A 17,900-nucleotide genomic window follows, 5' to 3' on the forward strand; every position below is an offset into this window, starting at 1 on the left:
TCCGGCGGCCGGGCACGCCGTCGGACCCGGCCGGCCGCGCGGTGGGGGGTCTGGTTCAGCTGCCGGCCGAACGCCGGTCGGTCAGGGGCGTCATACGGATCCGGGTCAGCAGCCGGGACAGCGTCGCCGCCTCGGCCGGCGGCCCGTCGACGCCCACCGCGGCGGTGTCCAGCAGCCGCTCGGCGGCCGCGGCGCCCTCGGACCCGTGCAGGCCCAGGACGGCGGCGGGCGCGGCCCCGGGGTCACCGGCCACGTCGACGAGCCGTACGACGAGGTCGTCGCGGTGGAAGACGGTGGCCGCCCGCACGGGGCCCGCCGGGTCCTGCGCGGCGGACGCGTCCTGGCGGGCCAGCAGCCGGGCCAGCTCACCACCGGCGCCGGCGCGCACCGGGTAGAGCAGCGCGAGCCGCTCGGTGCGGGCGCCGGGACGGTCGCCCGTCGCCGCGTGGTGGACGGCCGGCATGGCGGCGCGGGTGAAGAACCGCCGGGCGGACTGCGGGTCACCGAGGTCCCGGTCCTGCTCCAGATACGGGTTCAGGGCCTCCTCGACCGCCCGCACCCCGGGCTGCCGTGCCACGTGACGCAGCGCGGTCTGAAGATCGCCCCGCACCTCCACGGCCCGCACGATCCGGTTGCCGGACATGAAGAGCGAGGTGCGCAGCAGCCGCGTGGAGCCGTCTACGTGGGCGTCGGGGGACACGTACTCGGACAGCAGCCGGGCGGTCTCGGCCTCGGTGCCGGGCCGGACGGTGAAGGTCAGGGCGTGCCGGACGACGTTGCCGCCGATCCGGGGCGCGGAGCGCGGCTCACCGGGCGCCGGTCGTCCGCCGTCGGTCTCCCGCAGGACGCTGTAGCGCAGCGAGTGGGTGTCACGGACGCAGGTCGCCAGCGGTTCGACGGTGTCCAGGTGCTCGTCGCTGTTGACCCAGGCCAGGAAGGGCGCGGCGCTCTCCCACTCGCTGGTCAGCAGCCACTGGGTCGGGTTCTCCAGGGACTGGCACAGCTGGTCGCTGACGTGTCCCGGAACGGCGGCGACCCGGTCGCGGATGCGCTCGTAGGCGTCCAGGAACTCCTGCTGCATGCCGTCGTGGACGTCCAGCATCAGGACGACCCGTACGCGGGAACCGTCGAACGCGGATATCGACACGCCGCCCGCGTCCGGAGCAACGGCCCTGGTGCGCGCGGCGGCGGACGCGTCCTTCGCGTCCTTCGCGTCCGTCGCGGTCGCGTCCGTGGTCGGGGCATCCGTCGCTACGACGGGAGAGACCGTCATCCGGCCCACCTCTTCTCCGGGGAACTTCTCGTGGACTGGGGGCGATCGTCACTGGCGCACGCCAGGCCGGCGGGGTGCGACGGTCGCGTAAGCACGATCGTGGGCCGTGCCCGCGAGGTCCGCGAACCAGGAGGGTTAAGCGGGTGAAGCCTGCGCCGCCGCGGGCGCCGACGGGCCGTACGGGGCATGCATGAAGGCCCCGGCGCACCCCTGTCGCGGGGCGCGTCCGTCACCCACGTCCCTCACCCACGTCCCTCACCCACGTATGTCACTCACGCATGTCACTCACATCTGTCGCAACGGAGGACGAGCAACCATGAACGAAAGAGCCGACCGGTCCGGCGGAGCCGCCCCTGGGGCCGGCCGGACCCACCGCGTCCCGGTGCTCGTCGTCGGCGGGTCCCTGGTGGGCCTGTCGACCTCGGTGTTCCTGGGACGGCTGGGCGTCCGGCACACCCTGGTGGAGCGCCACGCCGGCACCTCCATCCACCCCCGGGGGCGCGGCAACAACGTCCGCACCATGGAGATCTTCCGAGTGGCCGGCACCGAGCCCGACATCCGCCGGGCCGCCGCCACCCTGGCCGACAACCACGGCATCCTCCAGGCGCCGACCCTGGCCGGCGACGCCGGGGAGTGGCTGTTCAAGCAGATCGACCCCGGCAACGGACTCGCCCGCTTCAGCCCCAGCTCCTGGTGCCTGTGCAGCCAGAACGACCTGGAACCCGAACTCCTCACCCACGCCGCCAACCTCGGCGGCGACCTGCGCTTCGGTACGGAGCTGCTCTCCTTCGAGACGGACGCCGAGGGCGTGACGGCGATCGTGAAGAGCCGGGAGACCGGCGAGCACACCACGATCCGCGCGGACTACCTGGTCGCCGCCGACGGCCCCCGCAGCCCCGTCCGCGAACAGCTCGGCATCGGCCAGAGCGGACCCGGCGACCTGTTCCACAACGTCAGCATCACCTTCCGCTCCCGCCGTCTCGCCGACGTCGTGGGCGACCGCCGGTTCATCGTCTGCTACCTGACGGACGAGAACGCCGACGGCGCCCTCCTGCCCGTCGACAACCGCGAGAACTGGGTCTTCCACGCCCCCTGGCACCCCGAACAGGGCGAAACCGTAGAGGACTTCACCGACGAGCGCTGCGCCGCCCACATCCGCCGCGCGATCGGCGACCCGGACCTGGACGTCGAGATCACCGGCAAGGCCCCCTGGCACGCCGCCCAGCGCGTCGCCCGCAGCTACCGCTCCGGCCGCGTCCTGCTGGCCGGCGACTCGGCCCACGAGATGTCCCCCACCGGCGCCTTCGGCTCCAACACCGGTATCCAGGACGCCCACAACCTCGCCTGGAAGCTGGCGGCGGTGCTGGAGGGCTGGGCGGGCGAGGCCCTGCTGGACACCTACGACACGGAACGCCGCCCGGTCGCGGAGGCCACCAGCGCCCGCGCGGCCCACCGCTCGGTGGAGCACAGCCACCCGGGGTTCGCGCCGTCGGGGGTTGTGGGGGACGGGGGGCCGGGCGGCGTGCCCGGCGGGAGCGGTGCGTCCGGTGGGGCCGGCGGTGCTTCCGGCGGTGCGGCCCGTGGTGGTCCCGGCGGTGCTCCCGGTGCCGCCGGGGGTGTCGCCGGCGGGTCGGGCGGTCCCGGCAGTGCTTCCGGTGGTGGTCCTGGCGGTCCCGGCAGTGCGCCCGGTGGGGCGGCCAGTGGTGGTCCCGGCGGGGCGGCCCGTGGTGGTCCGGGAGGCGCACCCGGGGGTGGCGCACCCGGTGGTGCCCCTGCCGGTGGCCCCGGCGGCGGCCCGCAGCGCGGCATCCTCAACGTCGCCCTCGGCTACCGCTACCCCCAGGGCGCGGTGGTCGGCGCCGACCCGGCGACGCCGGTGGTCCCGGAGGGCCTCGACCTCACCGGCGCCCCGGGCAGCCGGGCCCCCCACCTCTGGCTCCGCCGGGGCGAGGAGCGCCTGTCCACCCTGGACCTCTACGAGGACTCCCTCGTCCTGCTCAGCGACGCGGCCCAGCCCGCCGGCTGGCACGAGGCGGCGACCGAGGTGGCCGCGGCGCTGCGCGTCCCGCTGAAGCCGTACCGCGTCGGCGGCACACCCGACGCCGACCTGGTCCCGGACGACGAGGAGACCGACTGGGCCCGGGCCCACGGAGTCACCCGGGGCGGCGCGGTCCTGGTCCGCCCCGACGGCTTCGTGGCCTGGCGTTCCCCGGGCCCCGCCCCCGACCCGGAGGCGATGCTGCGTCAGGTGGTGGGGACGGTACTGGCGCGCGACTGAGCCCTCGTGATCCGAACCGGCGAGGCACGACACCCCGGCCGGCCGGCGCCCCCGCCGGCCGGGGTCTCCACGGCGCTCCGCCCCGTCACCGCCGCATCCTGCCGAAGTAGAGGTAGGCGAACCCTTCGCCCTCGCGGGGCGCCCGTGTCCATGACCGGGTGGTGAAGGTGGCGAGCCGGCCCCGGGTGAGCGCGAAGCGGGGCAGCGAGAGCCCGAGCTCGCCGTGCAGCGCATGAAGGGCCCGCAGCTGCCCTTCCTTCCCGGAGTCCCCCGGGCGGAACAGCCGGTCCGGATCCAGGGCCTCGGGCAGGGCACCGGAGCGCTCGACATCCTCTCCCCGCAGGGTGAACCCGTACAGCTCCACGCCCCCTTCGGCCACCGACAGGTGGAACGCGTCCGGCCGGTCCCCGGCGGTCCCGTCCCCCTGCTCGCACCACACCACCACGGCCCGCCCGGCCGAGGAGGCGTCCGTGACCGGCGACCGGAACAGATGACTCATGCGGTGCAGGCCGTACCCGTCGAAGGCGAAGGCCCACGCCCCCTCGGCGCGCCCGGCGGCGACCACCGCGCGGTCCTCCCACAGCTCCACGCCCTCGTCCTCCCGCTCGTGCGGCCTGCGCGCCAGCCGGGCCGCGTCGTACGGCCGCAGGGGATCGCTCAGCACCGCCCCCTCCTCCCCGATCAGCTCGGGCAGCCGCTCGGGTCCGACCCCCTCGACCCACACACACCGGTACCCACCACCGAACGACCCACGGAATCCGCCGGGTTCCGCCAGCCACGCGAGCCCCGGCGGATCAAGATCCGGCACCGCCTCCGGGACCGGGCCCGTCTGCCCGCCCCGAGGCGTCGCCAGAACCTCCCGTCCCCGCTCCGGCGTGACCAGCGGCCCCAGCACCGGATCGGCGAGCAGCCCCAGCGGAACGACCAGCAGCGGCCCGGGCTGTTCCCACCGCGGGAGCGCGTTCCGCAACACCCGCCACGCCGCGTCGCACGCACCCCAACGGGCAGCCTTCCGAGCCTCGCCGACGGCCCGCCCCCAGGCGCCGGCGGGCGCGTAGCGGTAGGTCCCGTCCCGCACTGCCGCCAGCACCGCCTCGGCCGCCTCCCGACCGGCACCGCGGGCAACCATCATCCCCAGCCAGTAATCGTTACCGCCCGGCCCGCCCTGCCCCGCACCTGCGGCTTCCACGGGAAGCACCTCCGGCAGATAGCGGGCGTCGGCCACCAGGCTGCCGTATCCCTCGGAACGGCTCGGAGTCAGAAAGTGCCGGATCTGGCTCAACAGAACGGCGCTGTGCGGCCGCCCGAACTCGGACGCCTCCTCCAGCAGCGGCACGGCCTCCTCGTACCGCCCGCGCAGGGCCAGCAGCCGCGCCCGCTCCACCCGGGCGTCCTGCTCACGCGTGGTTGCGTTGACGAAGTCGGACCGCTCGGCCCGGGTGTCGTGGAAGTGGCGGTACATGGCCTCCATGTACGCCCGGAACGACGGGTACCGGTCCGGGAACTCACCGCCCCATCCCTTGTACACGTAGAGCGCCCACTCACCGTTCCCGTCGCGGTCCCCCGGGTCGAGCAGCGCGTACGACGCGTCGGAGTCCGTCTCCAGCCGAAGCGCGCGCTTCCACATCCCGGCCAGCAGCACCGCCTCCGGCGACGGGTCGTCGTCCAGGAACCCCTCGTACGCAGACGTCATGTCGTACGGATCCCCGAACCAGTCGATCTCCGCGACACCGCCGAGCTGGTAGACGCCGGCCATCTGATCCACGTACCACCCGTCGCTCACGGCCAGGAACTCCCGGTACGAAGGCGGCAGCCGCCGCCCCAGCCGCTTCTCCGCCGCGACGATCGCCGCCTCACCGGCCCCGTCCCGCCCCAGGACGACGGACCCGGGCCCGCCGTCCTCCTCCTGGTCGAGCCGGGGCATCCACTCCACCTGCCAACGCCCCAGAAAATCGGGCCAGTTGAAGGTCCCGTTGGAAGAATCGCCACTCATGCCCACATGCTGTCACCCGGCACCGACAACGGCGCCGTGGCGTCATCCTCGGGGTTCCGACAGACCGGACACCTCGTCGACCAGAGGCTGGACCCGGTACGGAACGACCGCACTCAGCGCGACGACCGTCGTACTGCGCCGCACGCCAGGCACCGCGAGCACGTGGTCGATCACTTGTTGGACGTGCTGGTTGCTGGTCCCGGCGATACGGCACCAGATATCACCGGGCCCCGTCACGATGTGCGCCTCGAGAATCTGCGGAACGGCCCGCAGCCGCGCCGCGATGGCCGCACGGGCAGGCTGGTCCACCTCGAACGTCGTGAACGCCTGCACCCCGTGCCCGAGCGCGGCGACGTCCACGTCAGGCCCGTACCCGGTCACCACACCGGCGCCGGCCAGCCGATCGAGCCGTGCCTGCAACGTGCCGCGGGCGACCCCGAGTTGCCGGGCGACCTCGAGCAGCCCGTCCCGCGGACGCTCCCGCAGAAGCCGCAGCATCCGCCCGTCAAGCAGGTCGAGCCCGCGCCGTGCCACCGTACGACCTGCCGATCTGCCACCGAAGAGGCACTCAGAATCCACTTCCCCTGCCGAATAAGCACTGGATCCGAACTCCTGTTGCCCATCCGACACCCGGTGTCTCACCCTAAGTGCTCCCGTCCACGAGGAGACCCGTGAGGCAGCACACGCACCCGTTCATCCCGTACCGGCCGAAGCGCTACGACGAAGCCGAAATGCTCCGCCGGGGCAGGGACTTCGTCTCCTTCGTCGACCGCCGACGCAGCGTGCGCTTCTTCAGCGACGAACCGGTCCCGCGCGAGTGCGTCGACCTCGCGATCGCCGCGGCGAACACCGCACCCTCCGGCGCCCACTTCCAGCCGTGGAAGTTCGCCGTGATCGGCGACGCCGGGACCAAGCACCGCATCCGGGTCGCCGCCGAGGAGGAGGAACGGGTGAACTACGAGGGCGGCCGCATCCCGCCCGAGTGGCGCGCCGCACTCGTCCGCCTCGAAACGGACTCCGACAAGAGCTTCCTCGACGTCGTGCCGTGGATCGTGGTCTGCTTCGCCGAGAAGAGCACCGCGATGCCGGACGGCTCGCTGCGCAAGAACTACTACGTGAACGAGAGCGTGGGCATCGCCTGCGGCCTCTTCATCACCGCTCTGCACGCGATGGGCCTGAGCACCCTCACCCACACCCCCAACCCGATGGCCTTCCTCACCAGGATCTGCGAACGCCCCGGCAACGAACGCCCCTACATCCTCTTCCCCGTCGGCTACGCGTCCCCCGACTGCGAGGTCCCGGACCTGGCCCGGAAGCCGTTGGCGGAGGCGATCACCGAGCCCCCGCGCTGACGGCCCCCGACCGCCGTGGGCGTCGCCGTGGGCGTCGTCGGGGGCAATCGGGGGGCCGTCGGGGGCCGTCGGGGGCCGTCGGCTCAGGTCCGGCTCACCTCCCGGCGAGCCGTCGCCGGCGGATCCACAGCCCACCGGCGACCCCGGCGGCGGCGGCGAGGGCACCCGCCCCGACCCCGGCGGCGACCGGCACGGTGTCCGCCGGCCCCGAGTCCGCGTGGGCGTCCGGGGCGGGTACCCGCGCCCGCCCGGCCCCGGTGCCGTACCCGCCGGCGTAGCCGTCCTCGTCGTACGTGGACCCCGGCATCTTGTCGGCGTACCGCTGATGCACCAGGCGCTGGTAGCGCGCCAGACCGGTGCCGCCGGCGCCGACGGAGGTACGGGCCTCCTCGTTCAGCGGGACGACCCGCCCGTCGGTCACCCGGTACCAGGCGTTCAGCTGGGGCTCGCGGAAGACCACCGAGCCGGCGTCGGCCCGGGCCGCGTAGTCGGTCTCGTCGCTCCCGGTGGCGATGTTGACCACCTGCCACTGTCCGGACACCCGGGCCGTCCACACCGAGGCGGTGTCACCGTCCGCGTCGACCGCCTTGGACGCGGCGAACTCCATCGTGGCCACCGGGGTCCGACCGGCCGAGGCCGCGGTGACGAACTCCGGGTTGAGCGAGTACACCGGCACGGTCTCGCCGACCAGGCGCGGGTCGGCGGCCTCGGCGGCCGCGGCCTCCTGGGCGGGGCCGAGCCGTCCCTTCCGCCCCGGCGGGAGGCCGTCGCGGGCGAAGAAGGTCTCCAGGACCCGCAGGGTGGCTGCGGACCCGGCGGCCCGGTGGGCGCCGTCCAGTTGGGCCGGGGTGGGGGCACCGGCCACCACGGACGGGGCGGAACCTCCCGCCCGGTCGGCGGCGACGGCGGGTACGGCGGTGGCGGGCAGACCGATCCCGACCAGTGCGAGGCCGGGCAGCACGGTCAGCGGCACGGCGCGGCGTCGGGCCGGGCGGGCGGTGTGTCGACGATGTGGTCGCATGCCGGTCTCACGCTCCGATGCCGTAGAGGGAGTGGGTCCAGAAGAAGGAGCCGTTGTTGACGTAGTAGCTGTAGGTGGCCCAGTTGTAGCGGTTGCTCGACGGCCAGGGGTCGCCCCAGTACACCCAGTTCCTGCTGACGTCGTAGCCGTACACGGTCAGCATGTGACCGCCGCCCGACTGCCACTGGATGCGCGACATCACCGGCCGGTCGGCGTCTATCTCCCGGGTGAGCGTGTCGTAGTTCAGGTAGCCGTCGACGTAACGGCCCGGGTTGATGCCCATCGAGTCGAACGCCCGCTGGTCGTTGCCGAGGGTGGCCTGCCAGTTGGGGCAGGAGCCGTTCACGGCCCGGCCGAAGGCGAGGTTGCAGAACTGGTTCTGCGAGTAGTCGCGGCCGTAGTACTCCGCGACGGTGTCGCCGGCCGCGGCCCAGCACCAGTTGCTCATCTGCTGGGCCTGCATGGAGATGTTCAGCCGACGCCAGGTCCACTCGGCCTGGGCGGTGCTGCCGCTCCACTCGGCCCGGGTGGTGCCGCCGCTCGACTCGGCCGCGGTGGTGCCGCCGCCGACCGCGGAACCGGTGGTGGCGGCGGACGCGGTCGAGGGGGCGAACAGCCCGAGGCTCGCGGAGAGGGCGAGCGCCACGGCCCACCGTCGCCGTGTCCGTGGGGAGGGGGACAAGCGCATGGACGGCCTCCTTGTGGGGTGGGGGAGTGGGTCGAGAATCGGGTCGGACGCCCGGCCGTTCAAGGTCGTTGAAGATCAAGCCGGTTGGGCGGTGAACCGGTTGTGAACACCTGTGAACACGACCGAACGGCGCCCGGCCCCGCCCCCGCCCGGTCCGCCCAGCCCCGCTGCCCTCTGCCCCACCACCCCACGAACCCACCGGGGAACGACCGGGGAACGATCCCGTCCGACCCGATGCCTTCGGCCACCGGCTGTGTGAACATCCACCCCAGACACGCACGCCCGGGCAAGACGGAGGTGAAGAGTGATGCGTACCGATACGCGCCCCGGCGGCGCGGTGCACGGCGACTCACCGGACGAGGCCCTGACCGAGGCGCTGCGCAGCGGCCCCTTCCACCTGGCGCTGCGGACGGCCGTCCGCCGGCGCGGCCTCGCCCTGCACCGCATCCGGCACCACCTGGCCGAGCAGGGCCTCCAGGTCAGCGTGACCAGCCTCAGCTACTGGCAGCGCGGGGAGAGGGTGCCCGCCAGGACCGAGTCCGTGCAGGTGGTCAGAGCACTGGAGCACATCCTGGACGTCACCCCCGGCGCCCTGGTCCGCCTGCTGGAGCCGGCCCACGGCGGAGCCACGGCCCACACCCGCGCGGCCCGCCGCTACCAGGAACTGTTCGGCCAGGACTCAGCCGTCCCCCAGCTCCTCGACCAACTCGACTGCCCCACCGAGGACCGCCTGCACACGGTGAGCCAGTCCGAGCAGGTACACATCGGCCCGCGACGCGAACTGCGCCGCCGGGAGATCCAGCAACTGGTCCGGGCCCACCGGGGCAACGTCGACCGCTACGTCTCCCTCTACGAGGGCGACCCCGGCTGCGACATCACCCGCGTACGCGTCGACCCCCTGGACAACTGCCGCCTGGGCCGCGTCCGCACCGACCGGGCGGCCGCCCTCCTCGCCGTGGAGCTGGTCTTCGACCGCCCCCTTGCCCTGGGCGAGACCCAGCCCTTCCGCTACCGCGTCACCGACGGCACGGGCGGCGAGAGCACCGAGTACACCCGGGGCTTCCGCTACCCGGTGAGCCACTACGTCCTCCAGGTCTACTTCACCCCGCCGACCCTCCCGGTCCGCTGCTACCGCTTCGGCCGCCGCGCCGCCAACGCCCCTCGCCACGGCGTCACCCAGCTCCCCCTCAACGGCTACCACAGCGCCCACCTGGCAGAACAGAACGCGAGCCCCGGCATCGTGGGCCTGGCCTGGGAATGGGACTGACCTCGTCGCCCCACACCGCCACGAGAAGGGCGACGCGGACCAGCGCGCAGTGCGGGGCCCCTCGAGCTCGCCCGGACAAGCCACCCCGACACACAGCGGCAATTAATCACTCGACCGCCTCCCCATGCCGCGAGAAACTCCCCGCAATGACGCAACGAACCGATACGCCCCCCACCTGGGACGAGCGCACGCAGCTGATCACCTTCCTGGACTACGCCCGTGACACGGCGCGGACCAAGTGCGAGGGCGTATCCGCGGAAGACGCCCGCAGAGCCCTCCTTCCGGACTCGCCGCTGATGACGCTGTGCGGGCTGATCAGCCATCTGCGGTGGGTGGAGTACCACTGGATCCAGGTGATGTTCCTGGGCGAGGAACCCGAGGGCCCGCTCACGCGGGCGAGCGACGACGACCCCGACCCCGAGATGCGGACAGCGCTCGACATCCCGTTGCCCCAACTGCTCGCCGAATACGAGCAACAGAGCGACCGCTACCGCCGCCTGCTGTCCGACCACGACTTGGACTCAAGGGCCAAGCGCCCCATCAGCGACGGCCGCCACGTCGACCTCCGCTGGGTGATCCTCCACCTCATCGAAGAGATCTCCCGCCACAACGGCCATCTCGACATCCTCCGAGAACTAGTCGACGGCCGAACCGGCGTCTAGGCCCCCCTCGACGTCCCCACGACGGATAGCCCCGGCGTGATCGGCAAGCCCACCGCAGGCAGATCCCGCCCGGGCGGCACACACCCGCGTATACGCAAAGACCCCGTCTCAGCGAAAGCGCTGATGGCGGGGTCTTTGGGCACCTCATACAGGGTGCCCCCGGCAGGATTCGAACCTGCGCACACGGCTCCGGAGGCCGTTGCTCTATCCCCTGAGCTACGGGGGCGTGTTCGTCGCGGTCGGTGTTGCTCGCGGCGACGGGTAGAACACTACCAGCTCGCCCGGGGTGGTCATGAACGGGTTTTCGCGGGTCGTGGGGCGTCCCGTCGGGGTGTTGTCCCCCGCGCGAGGTTGAAGTGGGGAAAACCCGGACGCGGTGGCCGGTGTCGACCTACTCTCGAGTTGTGCCTAGGGCGTCCGGCCGGATTCTTGTTGTGGACGACAACAAGGTCATCCGGCAGCTGATCAGGGTCAACCTCGAGCTGGAGGGCTTCGAGGTCGTGACCGCGGGCGATGGTGCCGAATGTCTGGAAGTCGTCCATCAGGTGCGGCCCGACGTCGTCACGCTCGACGTGGTCATGCCTCGGCTGGACGGGCTCCGCACCGCTGCCCGGCTGCGTGCCGATCCGCGGACCCGGGATCTTCCGATCGCGATCGTCAGCGCCTCCACGCAGTACGAGGTCGACGCCGGGTTCGCCGTGGGGGTCGACGCCTTCCTGTCCAAGCCGTTCGAGCCCGCCGAGCTCATCGGTCTCGTACGGCAGTTGGCCGAGCGGGAGGTCGGTGGGACCGCCGGCGACGCGTCGGGGGCGGGTTCGCCGGCCTCCCTGCCGCGTGTTCGCCGGCATACCGGGGAGAGCGAGACGCCCGCCCAGGCGTGAACCGGAGCGGCGGGCGCGTCCACGGCATCACGGCGTCCGTCCACATCCCGGGACTCCCGGGAAACGGTTCGCCCGGCCACCCCCCTCCTCCCATACGCTTGTCCCGTGACCCCCGTCGAGCTCTCCCGCACCGTGCTGCACGCCGTGCGTCGCGCCGTGGACGCCGGGGAGCTGAGCGTGGCCGTGCCGACGCGGGCCGTGGTCGCGCCGCCGGGGCCCGGAGGGTGCGGGGACTACGCCAGCAGCATCGCCCTCCAGCTGGCCCGGCCGGCCGGGCAGACGCCGTTCCAGGTCGCCGAGGTGTTGCGGCCCTACCTGGTCGGAACAGACGGGATCACCGACGTCGTCCTCACCGGGCCCGGGTTCCTCAACATCAGCCTCGACCGCGACGCCTCCGACGCAGGCCTGGTCCGCGAGATCCTGCGCCGCGGGGACCGGTACGGGTACGCCGACCAGCCGGACGGGCGCGTCGTGCAGCTGCACTGCCCGCACGACCTGCGTGCCGTCGTCGTCGCCGAAGCCTCCGCACGGCTGCTCCGTTCCCAGGGCGCCCTCGTCCGCGTGACCGCCGAGGGGTTCGAGGACGTCTGGACCTCCGTCCTCGGGGTCAGGGTCGACGCCGTCGGACACGCCCCCGCCGAGCTGCCCGTCAACGTCCGGCCCGTGCCCGTCCCCGCCCACGGGGCCGCCGACCCGCTGTCCCTCGGTCGCGACGCCGGACGCTGGGCCCTCCTCCACCCCGCGGCCCACGACCGCCCCCGCACCGGCGACGAGCACCTCGCCCAGCGGGAGAGCAACCCCCTCTTCCGCGTGCGGTACGCCCACGCCCGCGCCCGCGCCGCCACGCGCAACGCCGCCGAACTCGGTTTCACCGCCGCCCCCGGCCCCGTCGCCATCACCGGTAGCGACACCGGCACCCCGACCGACACCGGCACCCCGACGGGCTCTGGCACCCCGACCGGCACCGGCACCCCGACCGGCACCGGCACCCTCACAGACGCAGCGCCGGAGCTCCTCGCCGCCCTCGCCGACCACCCCCGCGTCCTCGCCGCCGCCGCGGACCACCGCGCTCCCGACCGGCTCGCCCGGCATCTCGTCGCCGTCGCCGATGCGGCGCTGCCCTTCCTGCTCACCGTGCTGCCGCGCGGCGGGGAGAAACCCTCGGCCGCCCACCGTGCCCGGCTGGCCGTTGCCGAAGCCGTCGGGGCGGTGCTGGCCGGCGGCCTGGACCTCCTCGGCATCGACGCACCCGACCACCTCTGAGAGAGCGCAGAAGACGCCATGAGCCGTTCCGCACACCCCGCCGGGCCCCGTCACGCCGATGTCCTGCCCGAGGGGCACTACACCGCCCCGGCCGAGGACCTGAACGCCCTCGACCCCAAGGTCTGGGCCCACACCGTCGGACGGGACGCGGACGGGGTCGTCACCGTCGGCGGGATCGCCGTCACGCAGCTCGCCGAGGAGTACGGCACCCCCGCCTACATCCTCGACGAGGCCGACTTCCGGGACCGGGCGCGGGCCTGGCGCACCGCCTTCGGCAACGACGCCGACGTGTTCTACGCCGGGAAGGCCTTCCTGTCGCGCGCCGTCGTGCGGTGGCTGCACGAAGAAGGGCTCAACCTCGACGTCTGCTCCGGTGGCGAGCTCGCCACCGCGCTCTCCGCCGGGATGCCCGCGGAGCGGATCGCCTTCCACGGGAACAACAAGTCGCCTGAGGAGATCGAGCGGGCCGTGCGCGCCGGGGTGGGGCGGATCGTGCTCGACTCCTTCCAGGAGATCGTGCGGGTCGCGCACATCGCGCAGTCGCTGGGCACGCGGCAGCGGGTGCAGATCCGGATCACCGTCGGCGTCGAGGCGCACACGCACGAGTTCATCGCCACCGCGCACGAGGACCAGAAGTTCGGGATTCCGCTGGCCGGCGGTCAGGCGGCGGAGGCGGTGCGGCGGGCGCTGCAGCTCGACGGGCTGGAGGTCATCGGGATCCACTCGCACATCGGGTCGCAGATCTTCGACATGTCGGGGTTCGAGGTCGCCGCGCACCGGGTGGTCGGGCTGCTCAAGGACATCCGGGACGAGCACGGCGTCGAGCTGCCCGAGATCGACCTCGGCGGCGGGCTCGGCATCGCGTACACCAGTGACGACGACCCCCGCGAGCCGCACGAGATCGCCAAGGCGCTGACCGAGATCGTGACGCGGGAGTGCGAGGCCGCCCGGCTCGCCACCCCCCGCATCTCCGTCGAGCCGGGGCGGGCCATCGTCGGGCCGACCGCCTTCACGCTCTACGAGGTCGGCACCGTCAAGCCCCTCGACGGGCTGCGGACCTACGTCTCCGTCGACGGCGGGATGTCGGACAACATCCGCACCGCGCTGTACGACGCCGAGTACAGCGTCGCCCTCGCCTCCCGCACCTCTGACGCCGAGCCGATGCTCGTACGCGTCGTCGGCAAGCACTGCGAGAGCGGGGACATCGTGGTCAAGGACGCCTTCCTGCCGGGGGACCTGGCGCCCGGTGACCTCATCGCCGTACCGGCGACGGGGGCTTACTGCCGTTCCATGGCCAGCAACTACAACCACGTGCTGCGCCCGCCGGTCGTCGCCGTGCGGGACGGCGCGGCACGGGTGATCGTGCGGCGGGAGACCGAGGAGGACCTGCTGCGTCTCGACGTCGGATGACGTACGTGGCGCGCCCCTGGGGGAGCGGGAGAGGTGCGGGTGAAGATCTTTCGGCCCGTACCCCCTCCGAAAATGAAATAAACGTCTCACGATCCGGACGAAAGGCAGAAAATCCCGTCCGGTGCGTGAGACTGGTCCAACCGTAGACGGTAAGAGGAAACGAGGTCGGATGATGCGTACGCGTCCGCTGAAGGTGGCGCTGCTGGGCTGTGGAGTGGTCGGCTCAGAGGTGGCGCGCATCATGACGACGCACGCCGCCGACCTCGCCGCCCGGATCGGGGCCCCGGTGGAGCTCGCGGGCGTCGCCGTACGGCGGCCCGACAAGGTGCGCGAGGGCATCGACCCGGCCCTCGTCACCACCGACGCCACCGCCCTCGTCAAGCGCGGGGACATCGACGTCGTCGTCGAGGTCATCGGGGGGATCGAGCCCGCGCGGACGCTCATCACCACCGCCTTCGCGCACGGCGCCTCCGTCGTCTCCGCCAACAAGGCGCTCATCGCCCAGGACGGCGCCGCCCTGCACGCCGCCGCCGACGAGCACGGCAAGGACCTGTACTACGAGGCCGCCGTCGCCGGTGCCATCCCGCTGATCCGGCCGCTGCGCGAGTCCCTCGCCGGCGACAAGGTCAACCGGGTGCTCGGCATCGTGAACGGGACGACCAACTTCATCCTCGACGCCATGGACACGACCGGCGCCGGATACCAGGAGGCGCTCGACGAGGCCACCGCGCTCGGGTACGCCGAGGCCGACCCGACCGCCGACGTCGAGGGCTTCGACGCCGCCGCCAAGGCCGCCATCCTCGCCGGGATCGCCTTCCACACGCGCGTGCGCCTCGACGACGTCTACCGCGAGGGCATGACCGAGGTCACCGCCGCGGACTTCGCCTCCGCCAAGGAGATGGGCTGCACCATCAAGCTGCTCGCCATCTGCGAGCGGGCGGCGGACGGGGGATCGGTCACCGCGCGCGTGCATCCCGCGATGATCCCGCTCAGCCATCCGCTGGCCGGCGTGCGCGAGGCGTACAACGCCGTGTTCGTGGAGTCCGAGGCCGCCGGGCAGCTCATGTTCTACGGGCCCGGTGCCGGCGGTTCGCCGACCGCGTCCGCCGTGCTCGGCGACCTGGTGGCCGTGTGCCGCAACCGGCTGGGCGGAGCGACCGGGCCCGGTGAGTCCGCGTACGCCGCCCTGCCCGTCTCCCCGATGGGCGACGTCGTCACGCGCTACCACATCAGCCTCGACGTGGCCGACAAACCGGGCGTGCTCGCCCAGGTGGCGACCGTGTTCGCGGAGCACGGTGTCTCCATCGACACCGTGCGGCAGTCCGGCAAGGACGGCGAGGCATCCCTCGTCGTCGTCACCCACCGCGCGTCCGACGCCGCCCTCGGCGGTACGGTCGAGGCGCTGCGCAAGCTCGACACCGTGCGGGGTGTCGCCAGCATCATGCGGGTTGAAGGAGAGTAACCAGCAATGACCCACCAGTGGCGCGGAATCATCGAGGAGTACCGGGACCGGCTGCCCGTCTCCGACAGCACGCCCGTCGTGACGCTCCGTGAGGGCGGCACCCCGCTCGTGCCCGCGCAGGTGCTCTCCGAGCGCACGGGCTGCGAGGTCCACCTCAAGGTCGAGGGGGCGAACCCGACCGGGTCCTTCAAGGACCGCGGCATGACCATGGCCATCAGCAAGGCGAAGGAGGAGGGTGCGCAGGCCGTCATCTGCGCGTCCACCGGCAACACGTCCGCCTCCGCCGCCGCCTACGGTGTGCGCGCGGGCATGGTCTCCGCCGTGCTCGTGCCGCAGGGCAAGATCGCGCTGGGCAAGATGGGCCAGGCCCTCGTGCACGGCGCGAAGATCCTCCAGGTCGACGGCAACTTCGACGACTGCCTCACGCTGGCCCGCGCGCTCAGCGACAACTACCCCGTGGCGCTGGTCAATTCGGTCAACCCGGTGCGTATCGAGGGGCAGAAGACGGCCGCCTTCGAGATCGTGGACATGCTCGGCGACGCGCCCGACGTACACGTCCTCCCGGTGGGCAACGCGGGCAACATCACCGCGTACTGGAAGGGGTACCAGGAGTACGCCGCCGACGGGGTCAGCACCCGCAAGCCCCGCATGTGGGGGTTCCAGGCCTCCGGCTCCGCCCCGATCGTGCGCGGCGAGGTCGTCAAGGACCCGTCGACCATCGCCACCGCCATCCGGATCGGCAACCCCGCTTCGTGGGACTTCGCGCTCGCCGCGCGGGACGAGTCGGGCGGCGCCATCGACGAGGTGACGGACCGTGAGATCCTGCGCGCCTACCGGCTGTTGGCCTCCCAGGAGGGCGTCTTCGTGGAGCCCGCGTCCGCCGCGTCGGTGGCCGGTCTGCTGAAGGCCGCAGAGCAGGGCAGGGTCGACCCGGGGCAGCGCATCGTGTGCACCGTCACCGGCAACGGGCTCAAGGACCCGGACTGGGCCGTCGCCGGTGCGCCGCAGCCGGTCACCGTTCCGGTCGACGCGGCGACGGCGGCCGAGCGGCTCGGTCTGGTCTGAGCCCCGCGCCGGTGAAAGGCGCCCGGCGCAGGAGGGCGTAGGCGACGCCCGGCCGGGAAAGTCACTGACAGGGGGTGCACAGGGGGCTTACGACACGCATCGTGCGCCTCCTGTGCGCCCTATGTCGCCACAGAACCTTCCTTCGATAGGCTGTACCTAACCCGCCTGCCGCATATGCCGCGGTGCCGCGCCGTCTCCGCGGTCGCGCACAGGGTTCCGTACGTCATCGTCGTCGTCATCGAATGTCATTCGACAGTCCCGCAGCTCAAGGAGAGTCATCTAGCGATGGCCGGTCCAGCGTTCCGCGCCGCCGCCGTCAGGGTGCGCGTCCCCGCCACCAGCGCCAACCTCGGTCCGGGCTTCGACGCCCTGGGCCTCGCGCTGGGTCTGTACGACGACGTGGTCGTCCGGGTGGCCGACTCCGGGCTGCACATCGACATCGCGGGCGAGGGCAGCGAGACCCTCCCGCGCGACGAGAAGCACCTCCTCGTCCGCTCCCTGCGCACCGCCTTCGACCTGCTCGGCGGACAGCCGCGCGGCCTGGAGATCGTCTGCGCCAACCGCATCCCGCACGGCCGCGGCCTCGGCTCCTCCTCCGCCGCCATCTGCGCCGGCCTCGTCGCCGCGCGCGCGGTGACCATAGGCGGCGAGGCCCGCCTCGACGACGCCGCGCTGCTCGACCTCGCCACCGAGATCGAGGGGCACCCGGACAACGTGGCGGCCTGCCTGCTGGGCGGTTTCACCCTGTCCTGGATGGAGTCCGGCGCCGCCCGGGCGATCAGGATGGAGCCCTGCGAATCCATCGTTCCGGTGGTTTTCGTACCCGGAAAGCCGGTACTGACCCAGACGGCGCGCGGACTGCTCCCGCGCAACGTCCCGCACGTCGACGCCGCCGCCAACGCGGGCCGCGCCGCGCTGCTCGTCGAGGCCCTCACCAGGCGCCCCGAGCTGCTGCTGCCGGCCACCGAGGACCGCCTGCACCAGGAGTACCGCGCACCGGCCATGCCGGAGAGCGCGGCACTGGTGGAACGGCTGCGCGGCGACGGCATCCCTGCGGTGATCTCGGGTGCCGGACCCACGGTGATGGCCCTGGCCGACGCCGACACGGCCGACAAGGTCGAGGCGCTGGCCGGAACGGACTGGGCGGCCAACCGGCTCAGCCTGGACGGGCAGGGCGCAGGCGTCCTGCCGCTGGCGACATCCGGCGACATTTAGACGCGCAAGCGGTTGCCGGATTGTGAGAGGGGGAATGTTTGTTGGATCCGGTAGTGTTAACCTCAAGTCT

The 17,900-nt window shown here is 72.7% G+C and carries 15 protein-coding genes and 1 tRNA gene; 10 read left to right on the forward strand and 6 right to left on the reverse strand.

Annotation, left to right across the window (positions count from 1 at the left end; all coding sequences use genetic code 11):
* Positions 1-55 precede the first annotated feature (55 nt).
* Positions 56-1,273, reverse strand: a complete 1,218-nt coding sequence (locus Sco07f_RS28625; RefSeq protein ID WP_108989578.1) for a SchA/CurD-like domain-containing protein — start codon at positions 1,271-1,273, stop codon at positions 56-58.
* A gap of 316 nt (positions 1,274-1,589) precedes the next feature.
* Between Sco07f_RS28625 and Sco07f_RS28630 the strand changes: the two genes are divergently transcribed.
* Positions 1,590-3,551, forward strand: coding sequence for an FAD-dependent oxidoreductase (locus Sco07f_RS28630; protein ID WP_108989579.1), 1,962 nt, complete (start codon positions 1,590-1,592; stop codon positions 3,549-3,551).
* 85 nt (positions 3,552-3,636) lie between these two features.
* Here Sco07f_RS28630 and Sco07f_RS28635 read toward each other — a convergent pair whose 3' ends face one another.
* On the reverse strand, positions 3,637-5,544 hold the full coding sequence (locus Sco07f_RS28635) for an SMI1/KNR4 family protein (RefSeq protein ID WP_167468252.1): 1,908 nt from the start codon (positions 5,542-5,544) through the stop codon (positions 3,637-3,639).
* 42 nt (positions 5,545-5,586) lie between these two features.
* Positions 5,587-6,078, reverse strand: coding sequence for an Lrp/AsnC family transcriptional regulator (locus Sco07f_RS28640; RefSeq protein WP_007387624.1), 492 nt, complete (start codon positions 6,076-6,078; stop codon positions 5,587-5,589).
* A 137-nt stretch (positions 6,079-6,215) separates the two neighbouring features.
* On the opposite strand from Sco07f_RS28640, the gene Sco07f_RS28645 reads away from it, so the two are divergent.
* A complete protein-coding gene (locus Sco07f_RS28645) occupies positions 6,216-6,896 on the forward strand; it encodes a nitroreductase family protein (RefSeq protein WP_108989581.1) in 681 nt (226 codons plus the stop codon).
* A gap of 94 nt (positions 6,897-6,990) precedes the next feature.
* On the opposite strand, the gene Sco07f_RS40835 is transcribed toward Sco07f_RS28645, so the two are convergent.
* Together Sco07f_RS40835 and Sco07f_RS28655 are read right to left on the reverse strand one after the other, a co-directional pair.
* Positions 6,991-7,917 (reverse strand): hypothetical protein, encoded by a 927-nt coding sequence (locus Sco07f_RS40835; protein WP_244942159.1) that lies wholly within the window; start codon positions 7,915-7,917, stop codon positions 6,991-6,993.
* 7 nt (positions 7,918-7,924) lie between these two features.
* The gene (locus tag Sco07f_RS28655; RefSeq protein WP_108989582.1) at positions 7,925-8,605 is read right to left on the reverse strand and encodes a papain-like cysteine protease family protein; all 681 of its coding nucleotides are present in this window, start codon (positions 8,603-8,605) and stop codon (positions 7,925-7,927) included.
* Between the two features lie 307 nt (positions 8,606-8,912).
* On the opposite strand from Sco07f_RS28655, the gene Sco07f_RS40840 reads away from it, so the two are divergent.
* Together Sco07f_RS40840 and Sco07f_RS28665 are read left to right on the forward strand one after the other, a co-directional pair.
* Positions 8,913-9,872 carry a hypothetical protein gene (locus tag Sco07f_RS40840; RefSeq protein WP_244942160.1) on the forward strand — a complete coding sequence of 320 codons (960 nt, stop codon included), beginning with the start codon at positions 8,913-8,915 and terminating at the stop codon, positions 9,870-9,872.
* 146 nt (positions 9,873-10,018) lie between these two features.
* Positions 10,019-10,534 carry a DinB family protein gene (locus Sco07f_RS28665; protein ID WP_108989583.1) on the forward strand — a complete coding sequence of 172 codons (516 nt, stop codon included), beginning with the start codon at positions 10,019-10,021 and terminating at the stop codon, positions 10,532-10,534.
* A gap of 154 nt (positions 10,535-10,688) precedes the next feature.
* Here Sco07f_RS28665 and Sco07f_RS28670 read toward each other — a convergent pair.
* Positions 10,689-10,760, reverse strand: a tRNA-Arg gene (locus Sco07f_RS28670).
* A gap of 178 nt (positions 10,761-10,938) precedes the next feature.
* On the opposite strand from Sco07f_RS28670, the gene Sco07f_RS28675 reads away from it, so the two are divergent.
* From Sco07f_RS28675 to thrB, 6 genes are all read left to right on the forward strand, one after another.
* Entirely contained in the window at positions 10,939-11,415 is a 477-nt protein-coding gene (locus Sco07f_RS28675; RefSeq protein ID WP_108989584.1) for a response regulator, read from the forward strand.
* Positions 11,416-11,520: 105 nt separating this feature from the next.
* Positions 11,521-12,678 carry an ArgS-related anticodon-binding protein NrtL gene (nrtL, locus tag Sco07f_RS28680; RefSeq protein ID WP_108989585.1) on the forward strand — a complete coding sequence of 386 codons (1,158 nt, stop codon included), beginning with the start codon at positions 11,521-11,523 and terminating at the stop codon, positions 12,676-12,678.
* An 18-nt stretch (positions 12,679-12,696) separates the two neighbouring features.
* Positions 12,697-14,088 (forward strand): diaminopimelate decarboxylase, encoded by a 1,392-nt coding sequence (lysA, locus tag Sco07f_RS28685; RefSeq protein WP_054099007.1) that lies wholly within the window; start codon positions 12,697-12,699, stop codon positions 14,086-14,088.
* A gap of 169 nt (positions 14,089-14,257) precedes the next feature.
* Positions 14,258-15,550, forward strand: coding sequence for a homoserine dehydrogenase (locus tag Sco07f_RS28690; RefSeq protein WP_042821739.1), 1,293 nt, complete (start codon positions 14,258-14,260; stop codon positions 15,548-15,550).
* A 6-nt stretch (positions 15,551-15,556) separates the two neighbouring features.
* A complete protein-coding gene (gene thrC / locus Sco07f_RS28695; RefSeq protein ID WP_007387670.1) occupies positions 15,557-16,615 on the forward strand; it encodes a threonine synthase in 1,059 nt (352 codons plus the stop codon).
* 285 nt (positions 16,616-16,900) lie between these two features.
* The gene (gene thrB, locus Sco07f_RS28700) at positions 16,901-17,830 is read left to right on the forward strand and encodes a homoserine kinase (protein ID WP_042821737.1); all 930 of its coding nucleotides are present in this window, start codon (positions 16,901-16,903) and stop codon (positions 17,828-17,830) included.
* The last annotated feature ends 70 nt before the right edge of the window (positions 17,831-17,900 follow it).

Source organism: Streptomyces coelicoflavus, assembly GCF_003112555.1.
Taxonomy (GTDB): domain Bacteria; phylum Actinomycetota; class Actinomycetes; order Streptomycetales; family Streptomycetaceae; genus Streptomyces; species Streptomyces coelicoflavus.